Origin of the sequence: Rhizobium sp. NZLR10, assembly GCF_019685125.1 — a bacterium.
GTDB lineage: Bacteria > Pseudomonadota > Alphaproteobacteria > Rhizobiales > Rhizobiaceae > Rhizobium.
Genome location: NZ_JABDWE010000004.1, coordinates 82675 through 105105 on the forward strand (window position 1 = coordinate 82675; position 22431 = coordinate 105105).

Annotated in this window: 19 protein-coding genes and 1 tRNA gene; 6 read left to right on the top strand and 14 right to left on the bottom strand. The window is 60.3% G+C overall.

All coding sequences use genetic code 11. The features are described from left to right. Positions 1 to 8 precede the first annotated feature (8 nt). The 8 genes from era to rpoZ all read right to left on the bottom strand — a co-directional run bounded on the left by era (position 9) and on the right by rpoZ (position 7049). On the bottom strand, positions 9 to 950 hold the full coding sequence (gene era, locus HJB82_RS07990; protein WP_164008604.1) for a GTPase Era: 942 nt from the start codon (positions 948 to 950) through the stop codon (positions 9 to 11). A gap of 7 nt (positions 951 to 957) precedes the next feature. Next, on the bottom strand, positions 958 to 1677 hold the full coding sequence (gene rnc, locus HJB82_RS07995; protein ID WP_207583614.1) for a ribonuclease III: 720 nt from the start codon (positions 1675 to 1677) through the stop codon (positions 958 to 960). After that, positions 1674 to 2417, bottom strand: coding sequence for a signal peptidase I (gene lepB, locus HJB82_RS08000; RefSeq protein WP_207583613.1), 744 nt, complete (start codon positions 2415 to 2417; stop codon positions 1674 to 1676). The genes rnc and lepB overlap by 4 nt, the downstream gene beginning before the upstream one ends. Positions 2418 to 2686: 269 nt before the next feature. Next, positions 2687 to 3091 carry a holo-ACP synthase gene (gene acpS, locus HJB82_RS08005; protein WP_007626522.1) on the bottom strand — a complete coding sequence of 135 codons (405 nt, stop codon included), beginning with the start codon at positions 3089 to 3091 and terminating at the stop codon, positions 2687 to 2689. 38 nt (positions 3092 to 3129) lie between these two features. Further along, positions 3130 to 3720, bottom strand: coding sequence for a DUF2062 domain-containing protein (locus tag HJB82_RS08010; RefSeq protein ID WP_164008596.1), 591 nt, complete (start codon positions 3718 to 3720; stop codon positions 3130 to 3132). Between the two features lie 157 nt (positions 3721 to 3877). Further along, on the bottom strand, positions 3878 to 4027 hold the full coding sequence (locus HJB82_RS08015) for a DUF3563 family protein (RefSeq protein ID WP_207583611.1): 150 nt from the start codon (positions 4025 to 4027) through the stop codon (positions 3878 to 3880). A gap of 193 nt (positions 4028 to 4220) precedes the next feature. Beyond that, the gene (locus tag HJB82_RS08020) at positions 4221 to 6455 is read right to left on the bottom strand and encodes a bifunctional (p)ppGpp synthetase/guanosine-3',5'-bis(diphosphate) 3'-pyrophosphohydrolase (protein ID WP_207583610.1); all 2235 of its coding nucleotides are present in this window, start codon (positions 6453 to 6455) and stop codon (positions 4221 to 4223) included. Positions 6456 to 6644: 189 nt separating this feature from the next. Further along, positions 6645 to 7049 carry a DNA-directed RNA polymerase subunit omega gene (gene rpoZ / locus HJB82_RS08025; RefSeq protein WP_003558080.1) on the bottom strand — a complete coding sequence of 135 codons (405 nt, stop codon included), beginning with the start codon at positions 7047 to 7049 and terminating at the stop codon, positions 6645 to 6647. A gap of 296 nt (positions 7050 to 7345) precedes the next feature. Between rpoZ and HJB82_RS08030 the strand changes: the two genes are divergently transcribed. Then, positions 7346 to 7927: an NYN domain-containing protein gene (locus HJB82_RS08030; protein WP_207583609.1), complete on the top strand. Its 582-nt coding sequence runs from the start codon at positions 7346 to 7348 to the stop codon at positions 7925 to 7927. A gap of 149 nt (positions 7928 to 8076) precedes the next feature. On the opposite strand, the gene smpB is transcribed toward HJB82_RS08030, so the two are convergent. Together smpB and dapA are read right to left on the bottom strand one after the other, a co-directional pair. Continuing rightward, the gene (smpB, locus tag HJB82_RS08035) at positions 8077 to 8556 is read right to left on the bottom strand and encodes an SsrA-binding protein SmpB (RefSeq protein WP_164008587.1); all 480 of its coding nucleotides are present in this window, start codon (positions 8554 to 8556) and stop codon (positions 8077 to 8079) included. A gap of 93 nt (positions 8557 to 8649) precedes the next feature. After that, entirely contained in the window at positions 8650 to 9534 is an 885-nt protein-coding gene (gene dapA / locus HJB82_RS08040) for a 4-hydroxy-tetrahydrodipicolinate synthase (RefSeq protein WP_207583608.1), read from the bottom strand. Positions 9535 to 9745: 211 nt separating this feature from the next. On the opposite strand from dapA, the gene HJB82_RS08045 reads away from it, so the two are divergent. Next, positions 9746 to 11821, top strand: a complete 2076-nt coding sequence (locus tag HJB82_RS08045; RefSeq protein ID WP_221139793.1) for a lytic transglycosylase domain-containing protein — start codon at positions 9746 to 9748, stop codon at positions 11819 to 11821. A gap of 55 nt (positions 11822 to 11876) precedes the next feature. Continuing rightward, a complete protein-coding gene (locus tag HJB82_RS08050) occupies positions 11877 to 12773 on the top strand; it encodes an alpha/beta fold hydrolase (RefSeq protein WP_221139794.1) in 897 nt (298 codons plus the stop codon). Between the two features lie 104 nt (positions 12774 to 12877). Here HJB82_RS08050 and HJB82_RS08055 read toward each other — a convergent pair whose 3' ends face one another. The 4 genes from HJB82_RS08055 to HJB82_RS08070 all read right to left on the bottom strand — a co-directional run bounded on the left by HJB82_RS08055 (position 12878) and on the right by HJB82_RS08070 (position 17237). Next, complete coding sequence (locus HJB82_RS08055; RefSeq protein ID WP_221139795.1) at positions 12878 to 13903, bottom strand: porin; 1026 nt, start codon at positions 13901 to 13903, stop codon at positions 12878 to 12880. 568 nt (positions 13904 to 14471) lie between these two features. Next, a tRNA-Ser gene (locus tag HJB82_RS08060) sits at positions 14472 to 14563 on the bottom strand. Between the two features lie 254 nt (positions 14564 to 14817). Further along, positions 14818 to 16035 (bottom strand): FAD-dependent oxidoreductase, encoded by a 1218-nt coding sequence (locus HJB82_RS08065; RefSeq protein ID WP_221139796.1) that lies wholly within the window; start codon positions 16033 to 16035, stop codon positions 14818 to 14820. Positions 16036 to 16121: 86 nt separating this feature from the next. Next, the gene (locus HJB82_RS08070) at positions 16122 to 17237 is read right to left on the bottom strand and encodes a Gfo/Idh/MocA family protein (RefSeq protein ID WP_207583603.1); all 1116 of its coding nucleotides are present in this window, start codon (positions 17235 to 17237) and stop codon (positions 16122 to 16124) included. A 206-nt stretch (positions 17238 to 17443) separates the two neighbouring features. Here HJB82_RS08070 and HJB82_RS08075 point away from each other — a divergent pair, with 206 nt between their 5' ends. From HJB82_RS08075 to iolD, 3 genes are all read left to right on the top strand, one after another. Further along, a complete protein-coding gene (locus HJB82_RS08075; protein WP_221115297.1) occupies positions 17444 to 18319 on the top strand; it encodes a MurR/RpiR family transcriptional regulator in 876 nt (291 codons plus the stop codon). Positions 18320 to 18411: 92 nt separating this feature from the next. After that, the gene (gene iolC / locus HJB82_RS08080; protein ID WP_221131478.1) at positions 18412 to 20346 is read left to right on the top strand and encodes a bifunctional 5-dehydro-2-deoxygluconokinase/5-dehydro-2-deoxyphosphogluconate aldolase; all 1935 of its coding nucleotides are present in this window, start codon (positions 18412 to 18414) and stop codon (positions 20344 to 20346) included. A gap of 201 nt (positions 20347 to 20547) precedes the next feature. Beyond that, entirely contained in the window at positions 20548 to 22398 is a 1851-nt protein-coding gene (iolD, locus tag HJB82_RS08085; protein ID WP_221131477.1) for a 3D-(3,5/4)-trihydroxycyclohexane-1,2-dione acylhydrolase (decyclizing), read from the top strand. Positions 22399 to 22431 lie beyond the last annotated feature (33 nt).

Consider the following 22431-nt stretch of genomic DNA (forward strand, 5'->3'; position numbering starts at 1 on the left):
TGCCGTGCTTATTTCGGGAAATCGAGACCCATTTCGCGGAACCGCTCGGGATCATCACCCCAATTCTCGCGAACCTTGACGAACAGGAAGAGATGGACCGGCTGCTCGAGGATCTCCGACAATTCCTTGCGCGACGCAGTCGAGATCGCCTTGATGGTTTCACCACCCTTGCCGAGCGCGATCTTCTTCTGGCTGTCGCGCTCGAGATAGATCACCTGCTCGATCCGCACCGAGCCGTCCTTGCGCTCTTCCCACTTTTCGGTCTCGACATGCGAGGCGTAGGGAAGCTCCTGGTGCAGGCGCAGAAACAGCTTCTCGCGGGTGATCTCGGCGGCGAGCTGGCGCATCGGCAGATCGGAGATCTGGTCTTCCGGATAGTACCACGGCCCTTCCGGCAGCGTGGCGGCCAGATAGTCCATGAGATCGTCGCAGCCGGAGCCGTTTTCGGCTGATATCATGAAGGTACGATCGAAGGCGATCTTCTCGTTGGCAGCGGCCGCGAGTGCCAGCAGATCCTCACGGTTGACGCGGTCGATCTTGTTGAGCAGCAGGATTTTGGGCTGCCGGACCTCCTTGAGGCCTTCGAGGATGGCTTCGGCATCGCCGCGCAGGCCGCGCTCGCTGTCGATCAGCAGTACGATCAGATCGGCATCCCTCGCACCGCCCCAGGCCGAGGTCACCATGGCGCGGTCGAGCCGGCGGCGTGGCTTGAAGATGCCGGGCGTGTCCATGAAGACGATCTGGGCGTTGTCATGGATCGCGATACCGCGGACGATGGCACGCGTCGTCTGCACCTTATGGCTGACGATCGAGACCTTGGCGCCGACGAGGCGGTTCACCAGCGTCGACTTACCGGCGTTGGTCGGCCCGATCAGCGCAACGAAGCCCGAATGCGTCGGACGATTGGTTTCTGCAGCAGCTTCGGCCGCGATATCTTCTTCTTGTGTCATTGTCCCGTCAGTTTCCGGCAGGCGATTGCTGCCAAATGCCTTCGCGCTCAAGCATCTTCGTCGCCGCAACCTGTTCGGCGGCGCGCTTCGACCGCTCTACGCCGGTTTCCGGCTTTATGCCAGCAACTTCCACCGTCACCTTGAAACGCGGATCATGATCCGGTCCGCTGCGTTCATCAACCCGGTAGTTGGGCGTGACGCCGAATTTGGCGTGCGACCATTCCTGCAGCTCGGTTTTGGCGTCCCGCTTGGCGCCATCGGCCCTGACCGCCCTGCCCTGCCAGTAGCGCAGGATGAAGCGGCGGGCAACTTCGAGGCCGCCGTCGAGATAGATCGCGGCGATCAGGCTTTCGACGACGTCGGCGCGCACGTTCATCATCCGCTTGCCGGTCAATTTCTTCACATCGGCGCCGGTACGGATATAGAGGTGAAGACTGAGTTCGTCGGCGACGGCAGCGCAGGTTTCAGCGCTGACGAGCTGGTTGAGGCGAACCGAGAGCTCGCCTTCCGCCGCCGCACCGAAGGTGCGAAACAGAAGCTCGGCGATGCAGAGGCCGAGCACCCTGTCGCCGAGGAATTCCAGCCGTTCGTAATTGCCGCCCTTTTCGGTGCGGGCGCTGGCATGGGTCAGCGCCCGATCCAGGCGTTCCTTTTCGGCGAAGTCGTGACCGATCAGGCCTTCAAGCTTTGCGCGGTCGGCCGCAGAAAGCGTCTGCGCCTTGCTCATTCAACAACCTTGAAGAGGCGGTCCCAGCGCATATTCGTCGGCCACTTCCAGATTTCGCGGAAGGAGGTGTCGTTGCCGAGTGAGAAGAAGATGACGCTGGCGCGGCCGACAAGATTTTCTGCAGGCACGAAGCCGACGTCGAAACGGCTGTCGAGCGAGTTGTCGCGGTTGTCGCCCATCATGAAATAATGGCCTTCCGGCACGATGAATTCACGGGTGTTATCGCCGCGCGACACGGGAGATTGATCGAGCGTATCGTAGGTCTTGCCGCTGTCGAGCGTTTCGCGGAAGACCGGTACATCGGCGCCCGGATCGAGTTTGTAATCCGACGTGAAGGTACCGTCAGCCACCTTCGGAACCGGCTTGCCATTGACGTAGAGCACGCCGTCGGTAACCTGGATATGGTCGCCCGGCAGGCCAATGCAACGCTTGATGTAATCGACTTCAGGGTTTGGCGGGAAGCGGAAAACGACGATGTCGCCACGCTTCGGATCGGAGCCGAACAGGCGGCCGCTGAAGATATCGGGCGAGAAGGGCAGCGAATATTTCGAATAGCCGTAAGCGAACTTATTGACGAAGATGTAGTCGCCGACGAGCAGCGTCGGCATCATCGAACCGGACGGAATGGTAAAGGGCTGGAACAGCACCGTTCGGATCACCATCGCCAAAATCAGCGCCTGGATGATGACTTTGATATTTTCCCAGAGGGCGTTCGGCTTGGTTTCGACTTTTTCGGACACGCAGTCTTATTCCTTCAAGACGCCGCGGCGGCGCAATTTTTCTGTCGTTCTCTTAGAGCATGATGCCGAAAAGTGTCAGCGGTTTTCTTATGACATCATGCTCTAATTCTTTAATCGAGAACAGGATTCAGATTTTGGGCCGGCCCGGCCTAAAATCGCCCTGTTCTAGCGACTTCGGCCGGTTGCGGCAATGGCGACAACATCAAAAGCGACGAGAGGTCGCGATCAACAGCTCCCGAGGTCGCGATCAACAGCTCCCGAGGTCGCGATCAGAGGCTCTCGGGCAACGCCTCGATAATCACGAAGGCCTGCGCCAAGGGATAATCATCCGTTATTGTCAAATGAATGGCGGGCCTATGGCCTGCGGGCAGCATCGATTCGAGGATCAGGGCGGCGGCGCCCGATAAAACCATGGTCGGCTTGCCGCTCGGCAAGTTGACGACGCCCATGTCCTTCCAGAAGACCCCCTGGGCTATGCCGGTACCGAGCGCCTTGGAACAGGCCTCCTTGGCGGCGAAACGCTTGGCATAGGATGCACCACGATTTGCCCGGCGGTCGGAACGCGCGCGCTCGATCTCGGTGAAGCAGCGACGGGTGAAGCGCTCGCCAAAGCGTTCGATGGATTTCTCGACGCGGCGAATGTCGATCAGATCGCTGCCAATGCCGATGATCATGCCGGAACCTTCCGTCGCTTAAGCATTCTTGATCAGGCTCATACGCTCGGCATGTCGCCGGCCGGGCTGGCTAGGCGCAATCGCGCCCGCTCCAACAGCCGTGTGTGGCGGCGCGTCTGGAAACCCTTCACGGTGTAGAACGTCAGCGCATAGAGCGCAACGGAGGTGACGATCCCGGGCGGAATGGCGCCAACGAGCATCGGTTCGAGCACCGGCCTCCACAGTTCGGAAAAGTTCAGCTTGTGAAAGAGGGCAGCCAGATCAACGGTCTGACCCGCCAGATGATCCTCACGGCTCAACAGCAGATGCCCGATCTCCCAGGTGATGCCCCAGATGAAGGGATAGGTCAGCGGATTGCCGAAAGCGGCGCAGCCGAGGGCGGCGGCCACCATACTGCCGGAGAGGAAATAGGTGATGACAAAAGCCATGACGAAATGCACGCCAATGAACGGCGTCCACGAGACGAAGACACCCGCAGCGACGCCGGCCGCAACCGCATGCGGCGAAGCGCTGAGGCGCAGGATGCGCATTGTCAGATAACGGATCGGGCGAAGGAAACCTTTGCGGGGCCATAAAAGCTCTCGCATCTTTTCCTTGAATCCCGCGGGCTTGCGACGGCGAAACAACATGGCCGGTATTTAGTGCAGCGCACATGACCATGACAAGAGCGGCAGTTGATACCGCGTAAAAAACAGCTCAGTTCTCTTCGCGGTGAGGAGCTTCTTCATGCCAAGGGGCGTCCGTCATGCATAACGTCCTCACTCGTCTCAAGTATAAAGTTCAGTATCAGCGCGTGCGGAACAGACCGCGGTCGACCTGGCGCTGACGAAACTCGAGATCGATACGATCGAGCGAGCCATTGAGATATGCCATTTCACGTTCCTGCGTGGTCGGAGCGCGGAAGGCACGGGCGAATTTCTTGATGGGGTCAAACATTTCTTGTCTCATCTTCTGTTTGCGTTTCGATGACCAGAAGATAGGCTCGGCACAAGTTAATTACTACAGCCGCAACATGGAGACAGCCATGCATTTAGCGCATTGCTTGCCTTTTTAACGCTCCACCTTGACCACGGAACGATCATAAAATGTGCAATTTTGCGCTCAAAGCCCTGAGGGCTTAACAAAGAGCCTACTCATAAAGCCGCCGAACCGTGGCGATGCAGTCCAGTTCCTTCATCTGAGCGAGCAGTTGATTGAGCTGACGGAGGTCCCAGACCTCGACCTCGAGCATCATCTCGGTGAAATCCGCCGCTACCCGCACGGTATTTAGCAAACGGATATTGACGTCGAGGCCTGCAACCGTCTGGGCGACCTTGGCAAGCGTGCCGGGCTCGTTCAACCCATTCACCATGATGCGCGCCATGAAACGCGACTTGTTGGCTTCGTCGAGGTCCCAGCGGACGTCGATCCAACGGTCGGGCTGATCGTCGAAGCGCTGCAGGCTCGGCGACTGGATCGGATAGATGGTGATGCCCTTGCCCTGGTCCATGATGCCGACGATGCGATCGCCGGGCACCGCGCCTGTTGACGCGAACTTGACGTCGACATTGCCGGACAGGCCGCGGATCGGCCCGATATCGGCGTCGGTGTCGATTTCCGAATGGCCGCCATCAGGCCCGGGCTTGGTCTTGCCGGGGATCTTGAAGATCATGCCGGCAGCACTGCGGACATTGAACCAGCCGTCGTCGCCGGAGGGCCTCACGGTGACGCGCTCATCCTGATGGTCGGGATAGACGGCGCGCAGCACGTCGAGCGAAGACATCTCGCCGCGGCCGACGGCAGCGATCGCATCCTCGACTTCCTTCTGGCCGAGGCGGTGCAGCGCCGGCTTCATCGCCTCGCGGGAGAAAATCTTGCCGGCCCTGTCGAAGGTGCGTTCGAGAATGCGGTGGCCGAGGCCGGCATATTGCTTGCGGATCGCCATGCGGGTGGCGCGGCGGATGGCGGCGCGCGCTTTGCCGGTGACGACGATCTCCTCCCAGGCTGCGGGTGGAACCTGCACGCCGGAGCGGATGATCTCGACCTCATCGCCATTCGCAAGCCGCGTCACCAGCGGCATGATCCGGCCGTTGATCTTGGCGCCCACCGTGGTATCGCCGATATTGGTGTGCACCGCATAGGCAAAATCGATCGGCGTGGCGCCACGCGGCAGGGCAATCAGCTTGCCCTTCGGCGTGAAGCAGAAGACTTGATCCTGGAAGAGTTCGAGCTTGGTGTGCTCGAGGAATTCTTCCGGGCTGTCGCCCTCGGCGAGCGCTTCGATCGTATGGCGCAGCCAGGAATAGGCATTGGATTCGCGAGACAGGATGTCGCCGTCGGCATTGGTGGCGCCGTCCTTATAGAGCGTGTGGGCGGCGATACCGAATTCGGCGATCTCATGCATGCGCTTGGTGCGGATCTGCAGTTCGATCCGCTGGCTGGAAGGACCGACGATGGTGGTGTGCAGGGAACGATAATCGTTCTGCTTCGGCGTCGAGATATAGTCCTTGAAGCGGCCAGGCACGACGCGCCAGCGGGTGTGAACGATGCCGAGTGCCCGATAGCAGGAGGGGATGTCCTCGACGATCAACCGGAAGCCGTAAACATCGGAAAGCTGTTCGAAGGAAAGCGACTTCGACTGCATCTTGCGGAAGACCGAATAGGGCTTCTTCTGCCGGCCCTTGACATAGGCGCTGGTCAGGCCGCTTGCGACCAGCAGGTCACGCAGTTCGGCCTCAATCTTCTTGACAATGCCTTCATTGCGCTTGGAGAGCTCTTCCAGCCTTTTGGTGACGGTGTCGTAGGCTTCCGGGTTCATATGCCGGAAGGAGAGTTCCTCCAACTCCTCGCGCATGTCCTGCATGCCCATGCGGCCGGCGAGCGGCGCATAGATTTCCATCGTCTCCTCGGAGATGCGGGCCCGCTTGTCGGCCGACATGTGATCGAGGGTGCGCATATTGTGCAGACGGTCGGCAAGCTTGACGAGCAGCACGCGCACATCGTCGGAAATGGCCAGCAGCAGCTTGCGCAGGTTTTCCGCCTGCTTGGCTTTCTTGGTAACGAGGTCGAGCTTCTTGATCTTCGTCAGACCCTCGACCAGGCGGCCGATATCCTCGCCGAAGAGTTCGTCGATCTCGGCGCGCGTCGCCGTCGTATCCTCGATCGTATCGTGCAGCAGGGCAACCGCGATCGTCGATTCGTCGAGGTGCATGTCGGTGAGGATGGCGGCGACTTCGAGCGGATGGGAAATATAGGGATCGCCGCTCGCGCGCTTTTGCTGGCCATGTTTCTGCATGGCGTAGACATAGGCTTTGTTCAGCAGTGCTTCATTGGCATCGGGCTTGTATTGCTGAACCCGCTCCACGAGCTCGTACTGCCGCATCATTCCAAAGCCACTCCGATAAAAATAAAAGCGCGCCAATCAACGATTGGCGCACACATGGGCAATAATATGCCTAAGCAATAAAGGCGCAAGATTGACGATTGGTAATCATCGCTCTTTTCCATCGCATGAAACTTTTCCCGGATCGGATTCAACCGGGGGATCACATGCGACCTGGATCAGGCTACGCGCTTAGTAGTCGTCGCTCTTTTCCGGCGGCACGAGGCCTTCAATGCCGGCGAGCAGCTCTTCTTCCGACATCTGGTCGAAAGTGATCGTCTCGGGCACGTCGTCCTGCTCTTCGCTGTCGGCTGCGGCGACACCGCCGGCGGCGATCATGCTGGCCGGATCGGGCTCGGGCTCGTCGACTTCGACATGCTTCTGCAGCGAATGGATCAGATCTTCCTTGAGGTCATCGGGCGAAAGCGTCTCGTCGGCGATTTCGCGCAGGGCGACGACCGGGTTCTTGTCGTTGTCGCGATCGATGGTGATCGAGGCACCCTGGGAAATCAGCCGGGCGCGGTGGCTGGCGAGCAGAACCAGCTCGAAGCGGTTCTCCACCTTGTCGATGCAATCTTCAACTGTGACACGGGCCATTGCCTGTCCTTTACGGTCGTCATTTCGGGATTAGCACGCCGGATACAATTAAAACCGGGCAAATACAAGTTTTTCATTCCGGCTCCCCTCGTCTTTATCCGCGGCCGAGCTAAATTTCCATGGAGAATGTCACAATTCCACCGAAGGTTGCTTGGAATATGCCGAATCGTGCCCTAAATCTTTCATATATGAATAATTGTTAAAATATGGATCAGATCGAAGTCAAAATACAAGTCATTGTTTTTATTGGATTTTGGTCCTGCGGATTTCTATTGCTCTCATTGGATTGGTAAGCGATGTTTGACCCACGCGAGAAAATTGCACTCTTCATTGACGGCGCCAACCTTTACGCTGCATCCAAGAGCCTCGGCTTCGACATAGATTACCGCAAGCTCTTGAAAGCATTCCAGAAACGCGGTTATTTGCTGCGCGCCTACTATTATACGGCTCTGATCGAAGATCAGGAATATTCGTCGATCCGGCCGCTGATCGATTGGCTCGACTATAACGGCTATAAAGTCGTCACCAAGCCTGCCAAGGAATTCACGGATTCCATGGGTCGACGCAAGATCAAGGGCAACATGGACATCGAGCTTGCGATCGACGCCATGGAACAGTCCGAAACTGTCGATCATCTCGTTATCTTCTCGGGCGACGGCGACTTTACCAACCTGGTCGAGGCGTTGCAGCGCAGGGGCCGCAAGGTCTCGGTGATCTCAACCATGGCGACCCAGCCGCCGATGATTGCCGACGACCTGCGTCGCCAAGCCGATCACTTCATCGATCTCCTATCTCTGAAAGCTGAAATTGGTCGCGATCCCGCCGAGCGAGCCCCACGTCAGGTCGAAGTCGCACCGGCGAACGATGTAGAGGATTGATCTCAATCGATCATTTCGAAGCGAGTGGCCGCGAGGGAAAGGGCGTGGCAGCCCCTCCCCGCACCGCCATACCTGCACACTCGAGATCAGCGACAGCGGCCGACTGCAGTGTGATCGCCAATCACGGCATAGTGGGCAGCCCAGTGTGGTCAGCCATTGTCCTTCAGAAGGCGGCTCTTCTGCCGGTTCCAATCCCGCTCCTTCTCGGATTCGCGCTTGTCGTGCAATTTCTTGCCCTTGGCGAGCGCCAGCTCCATCTTTGCCCGGCCGCGATCGTTGAAATAGATCTTCAGCGGGATCAGCGTCATGCCTTCGCGGTTGATAGCAGAGCGCAGGCGATGAATTTCACGCCCCGACAGCAGCAGCTTGCGGCGTCGGCGCGGTTCGTGATTGAAGCGGTTCGCCTGCAGATATTCCGGCAAATAGGAATTGATCAGCCAGATCTCGCCGCCCTCATCCGACGCATAGGATTCGGCAATATTGGCCTTTCCTTCGCGTAGCGCCTTGACCTCCGTGCCCATCAGCACGAGGCCGGCCTCGTAGGTATCGATGATCTCGTAGTTGAAGCGGGCCTTGCGGTTTTCGGCCACGACCTTGTTCACCACGCGCTGGCTGCCTTTGGGGGCCATGACGATATTCCCTTCAGGGCGCGAAAAGCCGCGCCCTCATTGCTTGCCCTTATGTAGGGGAACGACCCGGCCTTGTGAAGACGGCCGGTCTCTTCAGTTCAGAAGCCCGGCGTGGCGCAGGGCGGCGTCGATCGCCGTTTCCGTTGCCGGTTCCAGCGTCGAAATCAGCGGCGAGCGGACGTTGCGGCTCATACGACCAAGCTTGAAGAGCCCGTATTTGGCGCCGCAAAGACCAGGTTCCAGGAAGATCGCTTTATGCAGCGGCATCAACCGATCCTGATATTCCAGCGCGCTCGAATAGTTGCCTTCCAGCGTCGCCGCCTGGAAATCGGCGCAGAGGCGCGGGGCGACATTGGCCGTTACCGAAATACAGCCGACACCGCCATGGGCGTTGAAGCCGAGCGCCGTCCCATCCTCGCCGGACAACTGCCTGAAATCCGAACCGCAGGTGATGCGCTGCTCGGAGACACGCTCAATCTTGCCCGTCGCATCCTTGACCCCGACGATATTCCTGTGGGCTTTGGCGAGCGCACCCATCGTTTCCGGCGTCATGTCGACCACGGAGCGGCCGGGGATGTTGTAGATATAGATCGGTAGATCGACGGCCTCTGCAATCGCCGAAAAATGCGCGATCAAGCCCTTCTGCGTCGGCTTGTTGTAGTAAGGCGTGACGACCAGAACTGCGTCCGCACCGACCTTCTGGGCATGCTGGGCAAGCTCGATCGCCTCACGTGTATTGTTCGAGCCGGCGCCGGCCATGACGGGGACGCGTTTTGCAGCAACCTCGATGCAGAGTTCCACCACCCGTTTGTGCTCGGCATGCGACAGCGTCGGGGATTCGCCCGTCGTGCCGACAGGAACGAGACCCCGGCTGCCTTCCTTGACCTGCCAGTCGACATGCGCGGCGAAGCTGTCTTCGTCGATCAGTCCGGCATCCGTGAAGGGGGTGACGAGGGCGGGAATGGACCCATTGAACATGCAAAGCTCCTCACGACCAAATCCTTGCTTCGGCCGCATTCCATGAATATTTTGCGCACCATAGAGCGCCGAAATCATCGCGACAAGCGCGTAGAGTTCGGTTTAGGGCAATTCCGATAGCAGATGTGAATGAATTTTACCTGGTACGGTAAGGTTTCGTTAAGATGCCTCTAGCCAAATGGCAGGGCGTGTTTTCGTTGCGAGATCCCGGATGAAGAAAGCTGTCTTGATTCTGTCCGCCTTCGGCTTCATTGCCGCCGCGTGGGGCGGTGTAGCGTCGCCGCTTCCCGGCGAGAGCGCGCCCGTGCCTGCTGTCAAGCCGCTCGGCTTCATTCCTGAGACGGCCATACCGGAATCGATCACAACAGGCGCCATTCCGCGCAATCCGGCAGTCGCGCCAGTCAACAACGATCTGAAAGCCGGCCTCGACGCGCTTTCCGACAAGGACCCGCAGCTAGCGCTGTCGATCCGCGACAGCATGCGCGACGATACGCTCGACCGCCATATCCTCACCTGGGCGATCGCCGTTTCCGGATTGAAGGGCGTTCCCTCCTATGAAATCGCCAGTGCTGCGCAAGAGCTCAAGAGCTGGCCGGGCCTTTCGCGGCTGCGCGCCTATTCCGAACGCGCGCTCTATGATGAAAACCCCGCCCCATCAGCCGTGCTCGCCGCCTTCGGCGATACCGCACCTGAGACGATGCAGGGCGCCGTCATCCTCGGCCGGGCGCTGATTGCAACGGGCAAGCAGGCGCAGGCGGCAAAATATATCCGCAAGGTCTGGCGTGGAGAGGGTCTCGACAAGGCGACCGAGGATAAGATGCTCATCGAGTTTTCGGCGCTGCTGACGCCCGCCGACCACAAGGCGCGGATGGACTATCTGATGTATCGCGGCCGAGTGGCGCAGGCTAAGCGCTTTGGAGACATGGGCCAGGCGCAGTCGCTCTACAAGGCCTGGTCTGCCGTCGACGCCAAGGCTGGCAATGCCGGCGCGCTACTCGATACCGTCGATGCCAGATGGCGCGGCGATGCCGGCTTGCTGTTTGCGCGAATCGAATATCTCCGCAAGCAGGACAAATATGCCGAGGCGGCAGCACTTCTGGAGCAGATGCCGCCCGAGCGCAGCGACCTTGTCAATTCGGGCGAGTGGTGGAACGAGCAGCGTATCGTCAGCCGTGGTCTCGTCGACCAGGGACAGTTCAAGCCGGCCTATCGCATCGTCGCAAATTACGCCGCAACGAGCCCGACGGATATCGTCGAGGCTGAGTTCCATGCCGGATGGTACGCGCTTCGCGGCCTGCAGGATCCGGCAGCCGCGGAACAACACTTCCGCAAGATCCTCCAGACGTCAAACGGGCCGATCTCGGTTTCACGCGCCTGGTATTGGCTGGGACGAGCGGCGGAGGCCGGAGGTCCTGGCAAATCCGGCGAATTCTATGCGAAGGCTGCGACTTTTCCCGGCACTTTCTATGGCCAGCTCGCGGCGGAACGGTTAGGGCGGAAGACGCTGAACGTTACCTATCCCTCGCCGACCGCGGACGACCGGCAACGCTTCCAGGGACGCGAAGCCGTGCAGGCGATCGCCCGGCTGGAGGCGGCAGGCCATGGATGGCGGGCCGACATTCTCTATCTGGCGCTCGCCGATCAACTGCAGAGCCCGGGTGAACTGGCTGTGCTTGCGGCACAGGCTGAGCAATCCGGCGATCACCATCTGTCGCTGCAGATCGGCAAGATCGCCTATGGACGCGGCATCGACGTCGCAGCACTCGCCTTTCCTGTCGGTGTCATCCCGGCTAATGCCAATATCTCCGGCTCCGGCAAGGCACTCGCCTATGCCATCGCCCGGCAGGAAAGCGCCTTCAACCCAGCCGCCGTTTCGGCGGCGAATGCGCGGGGATTGCTGCAGCTTCTGCCGGGGACAGCCCAAGCGGTGGCCAAGCGCCACAACATCACCTATTCGAAAGACAAGCTGACGGCCGATGCCGGTTACAACGCCACACTCGGCGCGCATTACCTTGGCGAGCAGATCGACGCCTTCGGCGGCTCCTACATTCTCACCTTCATCGCCTATAATGCCGGACCGAAGCGGGTACCGGAATGGATCGGCCGCTATGGCGATCCGCGCGGCAAGTCGATCGACGAGATCGTCGACTGGATCGAGCGCATCCCCTTCCCCGAAACGCGCAACTACGTCCAGCGGGTCATGGAGAATTACGAGGTCTACAAGGCCCGTCTCGGCCAGCCGACCGATATCGAGCGCGACCTGATCGGCGGACGCAGCGCCTCCTGAAGCCGTTTGGCGCGGCAGGCTACATCTGCGGGATCAACAACTCTCGAGGGATACGATGCCGGATACGGATGCAAGCGGTATCCAGGAACGATTTTACGCGTCTTCGGATGGGCTGAAGCTTTATGCCCGCGACTATCGGCCGGGCGAGGCGGTAACCGCGGGACGACTGCCGGTCGTCTGCCTGCCCGGCCTGACCCGCAATACGCGGGATTTTCATCCGCTTGCGCTGCTTCTCTCCGGGGACATGACAGAACCGCGCCGGGTCATCGCGCTCGATTCGCGCGGGCGGGGAAACTCGGCCTGGGATGAGAACAAGGCGAACTACAATCTCACGATGGAGGCCGGCGACGTCGTTGCCGCCTGCGCGGCACTCGGAATCGAGAGGGCGATCTTCATCGGCACGTCTCGGGGCGGGCTGATCCTGCACCTGATCGCGGCGACACGGCCGGATCTTCTCGAAGCCGTCATCCTCAACGATATCGGGCCTGTCGTCGAGGCCGAAGGGCTGGCGCGGATCCGCGATTATCTCAACGGCGGCAGAAGGCCAGAAGACTGGAACGCCGCGGCCGATATATTGAAGGAAAATCATGGCGCGTCGTTCACCGCGCTTGAAAACGACGACTGGCGCGAGATGGCACGTGCCATTTATCGCGACATCGGCGGAGGGCCGGTCGCCGATTTCGATCCGGCGATCGCCGAGGCACTGAAATCGGTCGATCTCAGCCAGCCGCTACCGGATCTCTGGGAGCAATTCGAAAGCCTGAGCCGATTTCCGCTCCTGCTGATCCGTGGCGAAAATACATCTCTGCTATCAAAGGAGACCGCTGATGAAATGGGGCGGCGGCACTCAAGGTTGATCTTTCACGCTGTCGAAGGGCAAGGACATGCACCCCTCCTGCATCTCAGCAGTATTCCCGCAGCTATTCGAGCTTTTCTCGCCACCTGCGGATAGTCTGATTGACGCCGGACATCCGGCAGCTATCCCTGCCATTTATCGGAATACAAAAAGCCCGGCTCGAGAGCCGGGCTTTCCTGATTGACCGAAATCAGATCAGATTAGAACGAACGCTGCAGACGGAAGTAGCCCGTCGTGGAGTCGTCAGCATCTTCCGGATCGAGGTACTGAACCGAAGCCTTGGCGTAGAAGTTGTCGACGATCTGGTAATCAACCGTCAGACCAACCTTCCAGGCATCGCCGTCGGCGAAGTCGCTGCCGTCAACACCGTAGTCGCTGTAGTACTGAACACCAGGGGTGATCTTCAGCTTGTCAGTCGCCTTGATAGCGTATTCAGCAGCGATCGCCCATTCAGCCGCGTTGTAGTAGGCATTCGGGTTGGTGGAGTAGACAGCTGCGAGACCGAGCGTACCGGGACCGATTTCGACAGTACCCATAGCGCGGACGGCGCCTTCTTCGTTGTCGGTGTCGTAGCCAGCAGTGATCTGGTAGCTGAATGCACCGGCCTTGCCGCCGAGACCGACTGCAACGCCGAAGTTGTTGGCGGTTTCGCCATCATAGAACGGGCTGTCTTCCAGCTCGTCGACGCTGATACCAGCGTAGAAGTCGCCGGTTTCGTACTGATAACGGATGGAGTTATGTAGCGTTACCGGAGAACCGATATCGTCGGTTTCGCCCGAGAGACCATCGTCCCACCAGCTGTAGAACAGACCAGCGCGGAAGCCGGCGATGTCGAGGTAAGCGGAGTCGAGCTTGGCTTCCTGATCGGTGGCGTTGTCAGCATTGAACTGCATGACGATGACGCCGGTCAGCGGACCATACTCGGTGTCGCTCTTGGCGGTAAACTGAACCTGACCGCGCGTAACGGCATCCCAATCGGAGTCGTTAGGATGAGCTAGCGAACCGCCAACCTGATCGCCAACGTTGACCTGGAAACGAATGTAGCCTTCGATCTTGAGGCAGGTTTCGGTGCCCGGGATGTAGAAGTAGCCGGTGCCGTAAGCGTCGCAGACGCGAACGTATTCAACCGGTTCCGGCTCAGCAGCAACGATAGCGTCAGCAGCCTGAGCACCGGAAACTACTGCGAGAGCAGCAGCGGAGCCGAGAAGAAGGCTCTTGATGTTCATAAATGACCTCCAATTCAAAGTTTCGGTCGGGTTTGGGATCTTTCGCTGAGCAGCGTTCCCTGCCCCATCCCCGTGTTTCAAGAAGTGGACGATCAGTCGCCCTTGCTTCCGAGAGTGAAAATACAAGACGGCGGCCGTCACGCAATCACCAACTTGCTCGGATGGGGGGTTTGGGGGAGCCTTCCCGAAATCCTGTTGCTGAAAGGACACAAGTCGGGCCACCGGCCGCGATTTCCTTTATGTTTTGTTAAGAAAGCCCTGATTTTGCGGCGGCTTAGGCCGGATCAACAATGAACTGGACATGGGCTGCGCAACATATCTGGGACGCTTTTTTGACGAAATCCGGATGCCGAAGGAGATATCGCCACTGCGGCAAGCGTAACCGGACATGCACAGAACCGGTTTCGCCGCTTGCCGGGGCATGGGAGCGGGCGGTGATTCCCGCCGGCGATTCTCTCGCCCAGGGCGGAGCGATTTTTCTCATCGCGCCGCCGCGAGACATAATCACCTAAGCGAAGGGGTTCTCTGCCGGACGGTAAGAATCGATTTGAGCTGGGAAAAATCAAAATGGCGGAGAAGATGGGATTCGAACCCACGATACGCTTTTGACGTATACTCCCTTAGCAGGGGAGCGCCTTCGACCAACTCGGCCACCTCTCCGGTGCGGCCTAACTATGGTGACCGGTCTGTGAATGCAAGGGTTTTTTCAGGTTTCACCAGAAGAAATGCAGTGGCCGGCATTTCGACCGGTTGCTTAAACAGACCGCATTTCCTGGGCTGATCCGCGGAATTTGATCGCGCTTCGTTCTCTTTAGCGAAGAAGCTGAGCTTTGCTGCCCGGCGTTCGATAAGATCGGCGAGCCGAGCACGGCGTTTCCGCTGGCTGTGATTCGTTGCGACGATCGGTCTTGGGCTCAGCCAAGCAGGCGCTTGAGGTCGGCGGAGGGGTCGGCGAGAATCGACCTGTCGGGGTTGGTCCCGGATTCCAGCAGCTTTTTGCCGGTCACATAGGCTTTGGCGTCGTTGATGGCATCGACGGCAATCAGCAGGCCTTGCCTGAAGTACCAGATCGAATGGGCGCCTTCGCGGGCGCCGGGGCGCAGCAGCGTTTCGTCATAACCGAGATTGAAGCCGGCGATCTGCAGCTTGACATCATACTGGTCGGACCAGAACCACGGCTTCGGATCATATGGCTCGCTGCCACCGGCGATGACGGCGGCCGCCGCTTCGGCCTGGTCAACGGCGTTCTGCACCGATTCGAGCCTGATGCGGCCACCCTGCCAGGGAAGAGCTGCGCAATCGCCGGCGGCAAAGATCGCCGGATCGGAGGTGCGAGCGAATTCGTCGACGACAATGCCGTTGGCGACTTCGAGGCCGGCTTCCTTGGCGAGCTGGTCATTCGGCACGACGCCGATGCCGACGACGGCAAAGTCGATGTCGATAACCGATCCGTCGGACAGGGCGGCGCCAGTGACGCGGCCATCCCTGCCGACCAGATGCTTGAGCCCTGTTTTCTCGCGGATCACCACGTCATGGGTCTGATGGATCCCGCGCATGATGTCGGCGGTCTCCTTCGCGGCGACGCGCTGGAGGATGCGGTCAGCCATCTCGATGACGGTGACCTCAAGGCCGCGGTGGCGGGCGACGGCTGCCGCCTCGAGGCCGATATAACCGCCGCCGATGATGAGGACGCGGCGACCGGGGCGCATCTCGTCGGCGAGCAGATCGGCATCGCGCTTGTCGCGGGCGACATAGACGCCTTCGAGATCGCCGCCGATTGCGGCCGGCAGCCGGCGCGGCGTCGAGCCGGTGGCGAGCGCCAGCGTGCCGTAATCGAGAACAGAGCCATCCTGCAGCAGAACCTGTTTGCTGTCCGGCTTGATTTGCTCGGCCCAGGTCGAAAGGCGAAGATCGACGTTATTGTCGGCATACCAGTGGTCGGCGCGGAACAGCAGGCGGTCGAAGGTCATTTCGCCCAGCAGGTATTTCTTCGAAAGCGGCGGGCGCTGATAGGGCGCAACGTCTTCGGCGCCGATAAGGGTGATCGGGCGCGCGTCCTTCAAGGCACGCAGCTTGGCCGCCAATGCGAAGCCGGCTTGTCCCGCGCCGATGATCACCAGTCTATCCGTCACGATCTCACTCCCGAAAATGCGCCGACAACCGCGCCAAGGCCTATTCCCTGCTCTGCGCGCCGTCAACGGAAAGCGGCTTCTTACCTTCAGCCGATCTCGATCCAGCGACGCTCGTGGAAGGACTGTGCCATGGCATGCACCGACTTCTCTATCCTGAGACCGTCTTTAAATGTCACGATCGACGACGGCTCGCCCGATATCGCCCGGATCAGCTCGCGGCATTCGATGATCTTCAGATCATTGAAGCCTAGGCCGTGGCCGGGCGCTGGGATGAACCGATCATAGGGCCGATGGGCGGGCGCCGCCAGTATCTTGCGGAAACCCTGTTCGGAGCCGCTTCCTTCGGCCTGATAGAGTTCGAATTCGTTCATCCGCTCCTGGTCGTAGACGATCGAGCCTTTCGAACCATAAATCTGCAGAGCGATGCGGCCCTTGCGGCCCCAGGCGGCGCGATTCGCCATCAAGACAGCGGAGATGCCGCCGCCAAGCCGCATCAGCACGTTGGCGGCATCGTGGTTTTCGACGGCGCGACGGCCACCGTCGCTGAGCGGTCGGTTCGCATAGGGCTTCACCATGTCGGTTATGACGGCCTCGACATGGCCGAAGAGGTACCAGAGCAGCGACAGCGGGTGCACGGCGAAATCGTCGAGCGCGCCGTAGCCGGCGGAAAGCTCGCTCTTCCAATAAAAGAAGACATCGGGATCGGCCATGAAATCCTCGTCCATCTCGACGCGGATATGGTTGACCGTGCCGATGGCACCCTCACCAACAAGCATCTTGATGTGCCGCATGACGGGATTCTGGATGTAATTATAGCCAAGGGCGGCAACCTTGCCGGAACGCTCCGCCGTTTCCAGCATGCGCTCGGCATCGGTATAGGCGGGCGCCATCGGCTTTTCGCACCAGACGTGCTTGCCGGCCTCGAGGGCTGCAATCGCCATCTCGGCGTGGAACTGATTGGGCGTGGTGACCGAGACGACGTCGACCTCGGGGTCGGCGATCAGTTCCCGCCAGTCGGCCGTCGCCTTCTCGAATCCGAATTCACCGGCCCGCGTCTGCGCCAGCCCGGCATTGGCTTCGGCCAGATGCACGAGACGCGGACGCTCGACATCGCCGAACACGGTCTTCACCGCATTCCACGCCAACGCATGGCATTTGCCCATGTAGCCGGTGCCGATCAAACCGATGCCAAGTGACTTCATTTCCGTCTCCTCCAAAGCTGCGCGCGGATTTTTGGAATATTTGGATCATTTTGACAAGAGAGTTGTCCGCAGGCATTTTCGCGTTTTTCCCGAAAAATTGTTCAAAACCCTTCAATTACAGAGGATTAAAAACAATTAGGCGTGTGATTTGAAATCGTCTATGCTCAATAATATGGAATATTTGTTTCATCTCGCGGGCAGCAAGCATGGATAACGATCCCCAGAGGCAGGCGCGTGTGCCGCGCGATTTCGAAAGCCTGCGCAGCACCATCATCGAGCGCAAGGCGAACATGCCGAAGCGGCTGGCGCAGGTCGCCGCTTTCGCGCTCGGCAATCCCGACGAGATCGCTTTCGGCACGACGGCAAGCATTGCAGCCGCCTCCGACGTCCAGCCCTCGACGCTGGTGCGCCTGGCGCATCATCTGGGCTACGAAGGCTTTTCCGACCTGCAGAGCATCTTCCGCGAAAGGCTGCGCGACCGAACCCTGAGCTATGAAGAGCGGCTCGTCACGCTGGAGCAAACGAGCGGCGACGACGAGGACGCCAATCTGCTTTCCGGTTTCATTGCCGCGGCCAGCCAGTCGGTCAACCGGTTGGCGGCGACGGTGCAGAGCGATACGTTCACGAAAGCGGTGAGTATCCTTGCCGCCGCAGAAACCATCTATCTGATCGCCAAACGGCGTTCCTACCCGCTGACGGCGCACATGACCTACGCTTTTTCCAAGCTCAACATCCGCCACCAGATCGTCGCCTCGCCGAACGGCGTCGACCCCGAAATGGTGCAGTTCGCAACACCGAAGGATGCAGCGATCGCCGCGAGCTTCTCGCCCTATGCGGCCGACAGCCTCAGCCAGAGCCAGGAGCTTGCCGACCGCGGCGTCCCCGTCATCGCGATCACCGATTCGGCGTTCTCGCCGCTTGCCGCCTGCGCCACGCACTGGTTCGAGGTGGCGGAAGCCGATTTCGCCGGCTTCCGCTCGCTTTCTGCCTCGATGGCGCTCACCATGGCGCTTCCGGTGGCGATCGCCGAACGGCGCCGCAAGCTTCAGCATCCAAAAGCTGGAAAAGCGAAAATGGAATAAACATTCCGAATTGACAAAATAACGGAACCAATGTTTCATTATTGAAAATTCGCAGGCACTGGAAGCCGCGCAAAATCTAGCGGGAGGACATCATGGTACAATCGAATCCGAGCTCACAGCCGGAGCCGGCGCTTGATGTAATCACTATCGGCCGCTCCTCGGTCGATCTTTACGGCCAGCAGATCGGTTCGCGGCTGGAGGATATTGCCTCCTTCGCCAAATCCGTCGGCGGCTGCCCGGCCAATATCGCCATCGGCACGGCGCGGCTCGGCCTCAAATCCGGTCTCATCACCCGTGTCGGCGACGAGCAGATGGGACGCTTCATCCGCGAGCAGTCGGCGCGCGAAGGTGTGGCAACAGACGGTATCGTCACCGACAAGGAGCGTCTGACGGCACTGGTGCTGCTTGCGGTCGAGGCCGAGGGCGTGTCGCCGATGATCTTCTATCGGTCCGACTGCGCCGACATGGCGCTCGATGAAGGCGATATCGATGAGAATTTCATCAAATCGTCGCGCGCCGTTCTCGTTTCCGGTACGCATTTCTCGAGGCCGAATACCGAGGCCGCGCAACGCAAGGCGATTCGCATCGCCAAGGCGAACGGCCGCAAGGTGATCTTCGACATCGACTACCGGCCCAACCTCTGGGGCCTTGCCGGCCATGCGGAAGGCTTCGAGCGCTACGTGAAATCCGACCGGGTGTCCTCGAAGATGAAGGAGACGCTGCCGGATTGCGACCTCATCATCGGCACCGAAGAGGAAATCCTGATCGCTTCCGGCGCCGACGACGTGCTCGGCGCGCTCAAGGAGATTCGTCGCCTGTCGCCGGCAACGATCGTGCTCAAGCGCGGCGCCATGGGCTGCATCGTCTATGACGGGCCGATCGCCGACGATCTTGAAGCCGGCATCGTCGGCCAGGGTTTTCCGATCGAAGTCTTCAACGTGCTCGGCGCCGGCGATGCTTTCATGTCCGGCTTCCTGCGCGGCTTCCTGCGTGACGAGCCGCTGAAGACCTGCGCCACCTGGGCTAATGCCTGCGGCGCGTTTGCCGTCTCCCGTCTGCTCTGCTCGCCGGAATATCCCACCTGGGCGGAACTTGACTTCTTTTTGACGAGCGGAAGCAAACACCGTGCGCTGCGCAAGGACGAGGCGATCAACCATATCCACTGGGCATCGACCCGGCGCGGCGAAATCCCGCTGCTGATGGCGCTGGCGATCGATCATCGTTCACAACTCGTCAGCGTTGCCGATGAACTCGGCGTCGGCCACGAAAAGATCGTCGCCTTCAAGCGGCTGGCGGTCGCCGCAGCGTCGCGGGTTTCGAATGGCCGCGACGGCTACGGCATGCTGATCGACGAACGTTTCGGCCGTGACGCCTTCTTCGATGCGGCGGCGAAGAATTTTTCCTGGATCGGCCGGCCGGTGGAATTGCCGGGCTCGAAGCCGCTGCGTTTCGAATTCAGCCAGGATATCGGCTCGCAGCTTGTGGAATGGCCGCTTGGCCATTGCATCAAGTGCCTGTGCTTCTATCATCCCGATGATCCGGCCGAATTGAAGACCGAGCAGCAGGAGAAGCTGCGCACGCTGTTCGAGGCGGCCCGCAAGGTCGGGCGCGAACTGCTGGTGGAGATCATTGCCGGCAAGAACGGACCGCTGACGGACGATACGATCGCAACCGCGCTGGAGGAGCTCTATGCACTCGGCATCAAGCCTGACTGGTGGAAGCTCGAGCCGCAGGCATCGAGCAAAGCCTGGAAGAAGATCGATGCGGTGATCGCCAAAAATGATCCCCTGTGCCGCGGTATCGTACTGCTCGGGCTCGAGGCGCCCGCCGACGAGCTGATTTCCTGCTTCGAGGCGACGCTGGCTGCTCCTTCGGTGAAGGGCTTTGCCGTCGGCCGGACGATCTTTGCCGATGCGGCGCGCGCCTGGCTTTCGGGCGCAATGAACGACGAGGAAGCGATCAGCGATATGGCCGGCCGCTTCCGGCAACTGACAGAGGCGTGGCTGAAGACGCGCGAGCGTCAGTAGGAAAATTAAGACCCCTCCCCAACCCCTCCCCACAAGGGGGAGGGACTTAACTTGAGGCATCACCTCACGCCATGAGCGAGCATCCCGAGGATGAAACGTTGCGGCGCGAAGCAGAGAGCCCGGCAGATTGGCCCCTCCCCCTTGTGGGGACGGGTTGGGGAGGGGAAGATAGATAGAGAGTTCAAAGTTCGGGAGGCCCCGATGGGCAAGACGATACGGTTGACGATGGCGCAGGCCGTCGCACATTTCCTCAAAAAGCAGATGACTGTTGTCGACGGCAAAAAGGTGCCGATCTTCGGCGGCGTCTGGGCGATCTTCGGCCACGGCAACGTCGCCGGCATGGGCGAGGCGCTCTATCAGGTGCGCGGAGAGTTGACGACCTATCGCGCCCACAACGAGCAGGGCATGGCGCATGCGGCGATCGCCTATGCCAAGGCGAATTTTCGCACGCGCTTCATGGCCTGCACCACCTCGATCGGCCCCGGCGCGCTGAACATGGTGACGGCCGCCGGCGTCGCGCATGTCAATCGTATTCCGGTTCTCTTCCTGCCGGGCGATGTCTTCGCCAACCGCGCGCCGGATCCGGTGCTGCAGCAGATCGAGGATTTCGGCGACGGCACGGTTTCGGCCAATGATGCCTTCCGTCCGGTTTCGCGCTATTTCGACCGCATCACCCGGCCCGAGCAGATCATTTCGGCGCTGAAGCGCGCCATGCAAGTGCTCACGGATCCGCTGGATTGCGGCCCGGTGACCTTGTCGCTCTGCCAGGACGTCCAGGCGGAAGCCTACGATTACCCGGAAAGCCTGTTCGATGAAAAAGTCTGGACGACCCGCCGGCCACAACCGGATGCCGACGAGCTGGCGAATGCCATCGCGCTGATCAAGGCCTCGCAGAAGCCGGTGATCGTTGCCGGCGGCGGCGTGCTTTATTCGCAGGCGACGAAGGAGCTTGCCGCCTTTGCCGCGGCCCACGCCATTCCGGTTGTCGTCACCCAGGCCGGCAAATCGTCGATCAACGAGACCCATCCGCTGGCGCTTGGCTCGGTCGGCGTCACGGGCACGTCGGCGGCGAATGCGATTGCCGAAGAGACGGATCTCGTTATCGCCGTCGGCACCCGCTGCCAGGATTTCACCACCGGCTCCTGGGCGCTGTTCAAGAACGACAGCCTCAGGATGATCGGTCTCAATATCGCCGCCTATGATGCGGTGAAGCATGACAGCCATCCGCTGGTGGCCGATGCCCGCGAAGGGCTGAAGGCGCTTTCGGCGGGGCTTTCCGGCTGGAAGGCGCCGGCGGCACTGGCCGAAAAGGCGGCTGCGGAGAAGAAGGCCTGGATGGAGGCCGCCGCCAAAGCGTTGGCGACGACCAATGCCGCCCTGCCCTCCGACGCCCAGGTGATCGGCGCGGTGGCGCGCACGATCGGCGGCGAGAATACGACGGTACTTTGCGCTGCGGGCGGCCTTCCCGGCGAGTTGCACAAACTCTGGCCGGCGACAGCGCCGGGCAGCTATCATATGGAATATGGCTTTTCCTGCATGGGTTACGAAATTGCCGGCGGGCTCGGCGCCAAGATGGCGCATCCCGAACGGGATGTCGTCGTCATGGTCGGCGACGGTTCCTACATGATGATGAACTCCGAGATCGCGACCTCGGTCATGCTCGGCCTCAAGCTGAACATCGTCGTGCTCGACAATCGCGGCTATGGCTGCATCAACCGCTTGCAGATGGGCACCGGCGGCGCCAACTTCAACAATCTGCTCAAGGACTCCTATCACGAGGTGATGCCGGAGATCGATTTCCGCGCGCATGCCGAAAGCATGGGCGCCATTGCCGTCAAGGTCGGCTCGATCACCGAGCTGGAGCAGGCGATCGCCGGTTCGAAGAAGAACGATCGCACTTCGGTCTTCCTCATCGACACCGATCCGCTTGTTACCACCGAGGCCGGCGGCCACTGGTGGGATGTCGCGGTGCCGGAGGTCAGCCCCCGCGAACAGGTCAACGAGGCGCGCAAGGGCTATGTCGAGGCACGCGCCGCCCAGCGCATCGGCTAATCTACTGCTGTCATTTTTCGGAGGAGCGGAGCC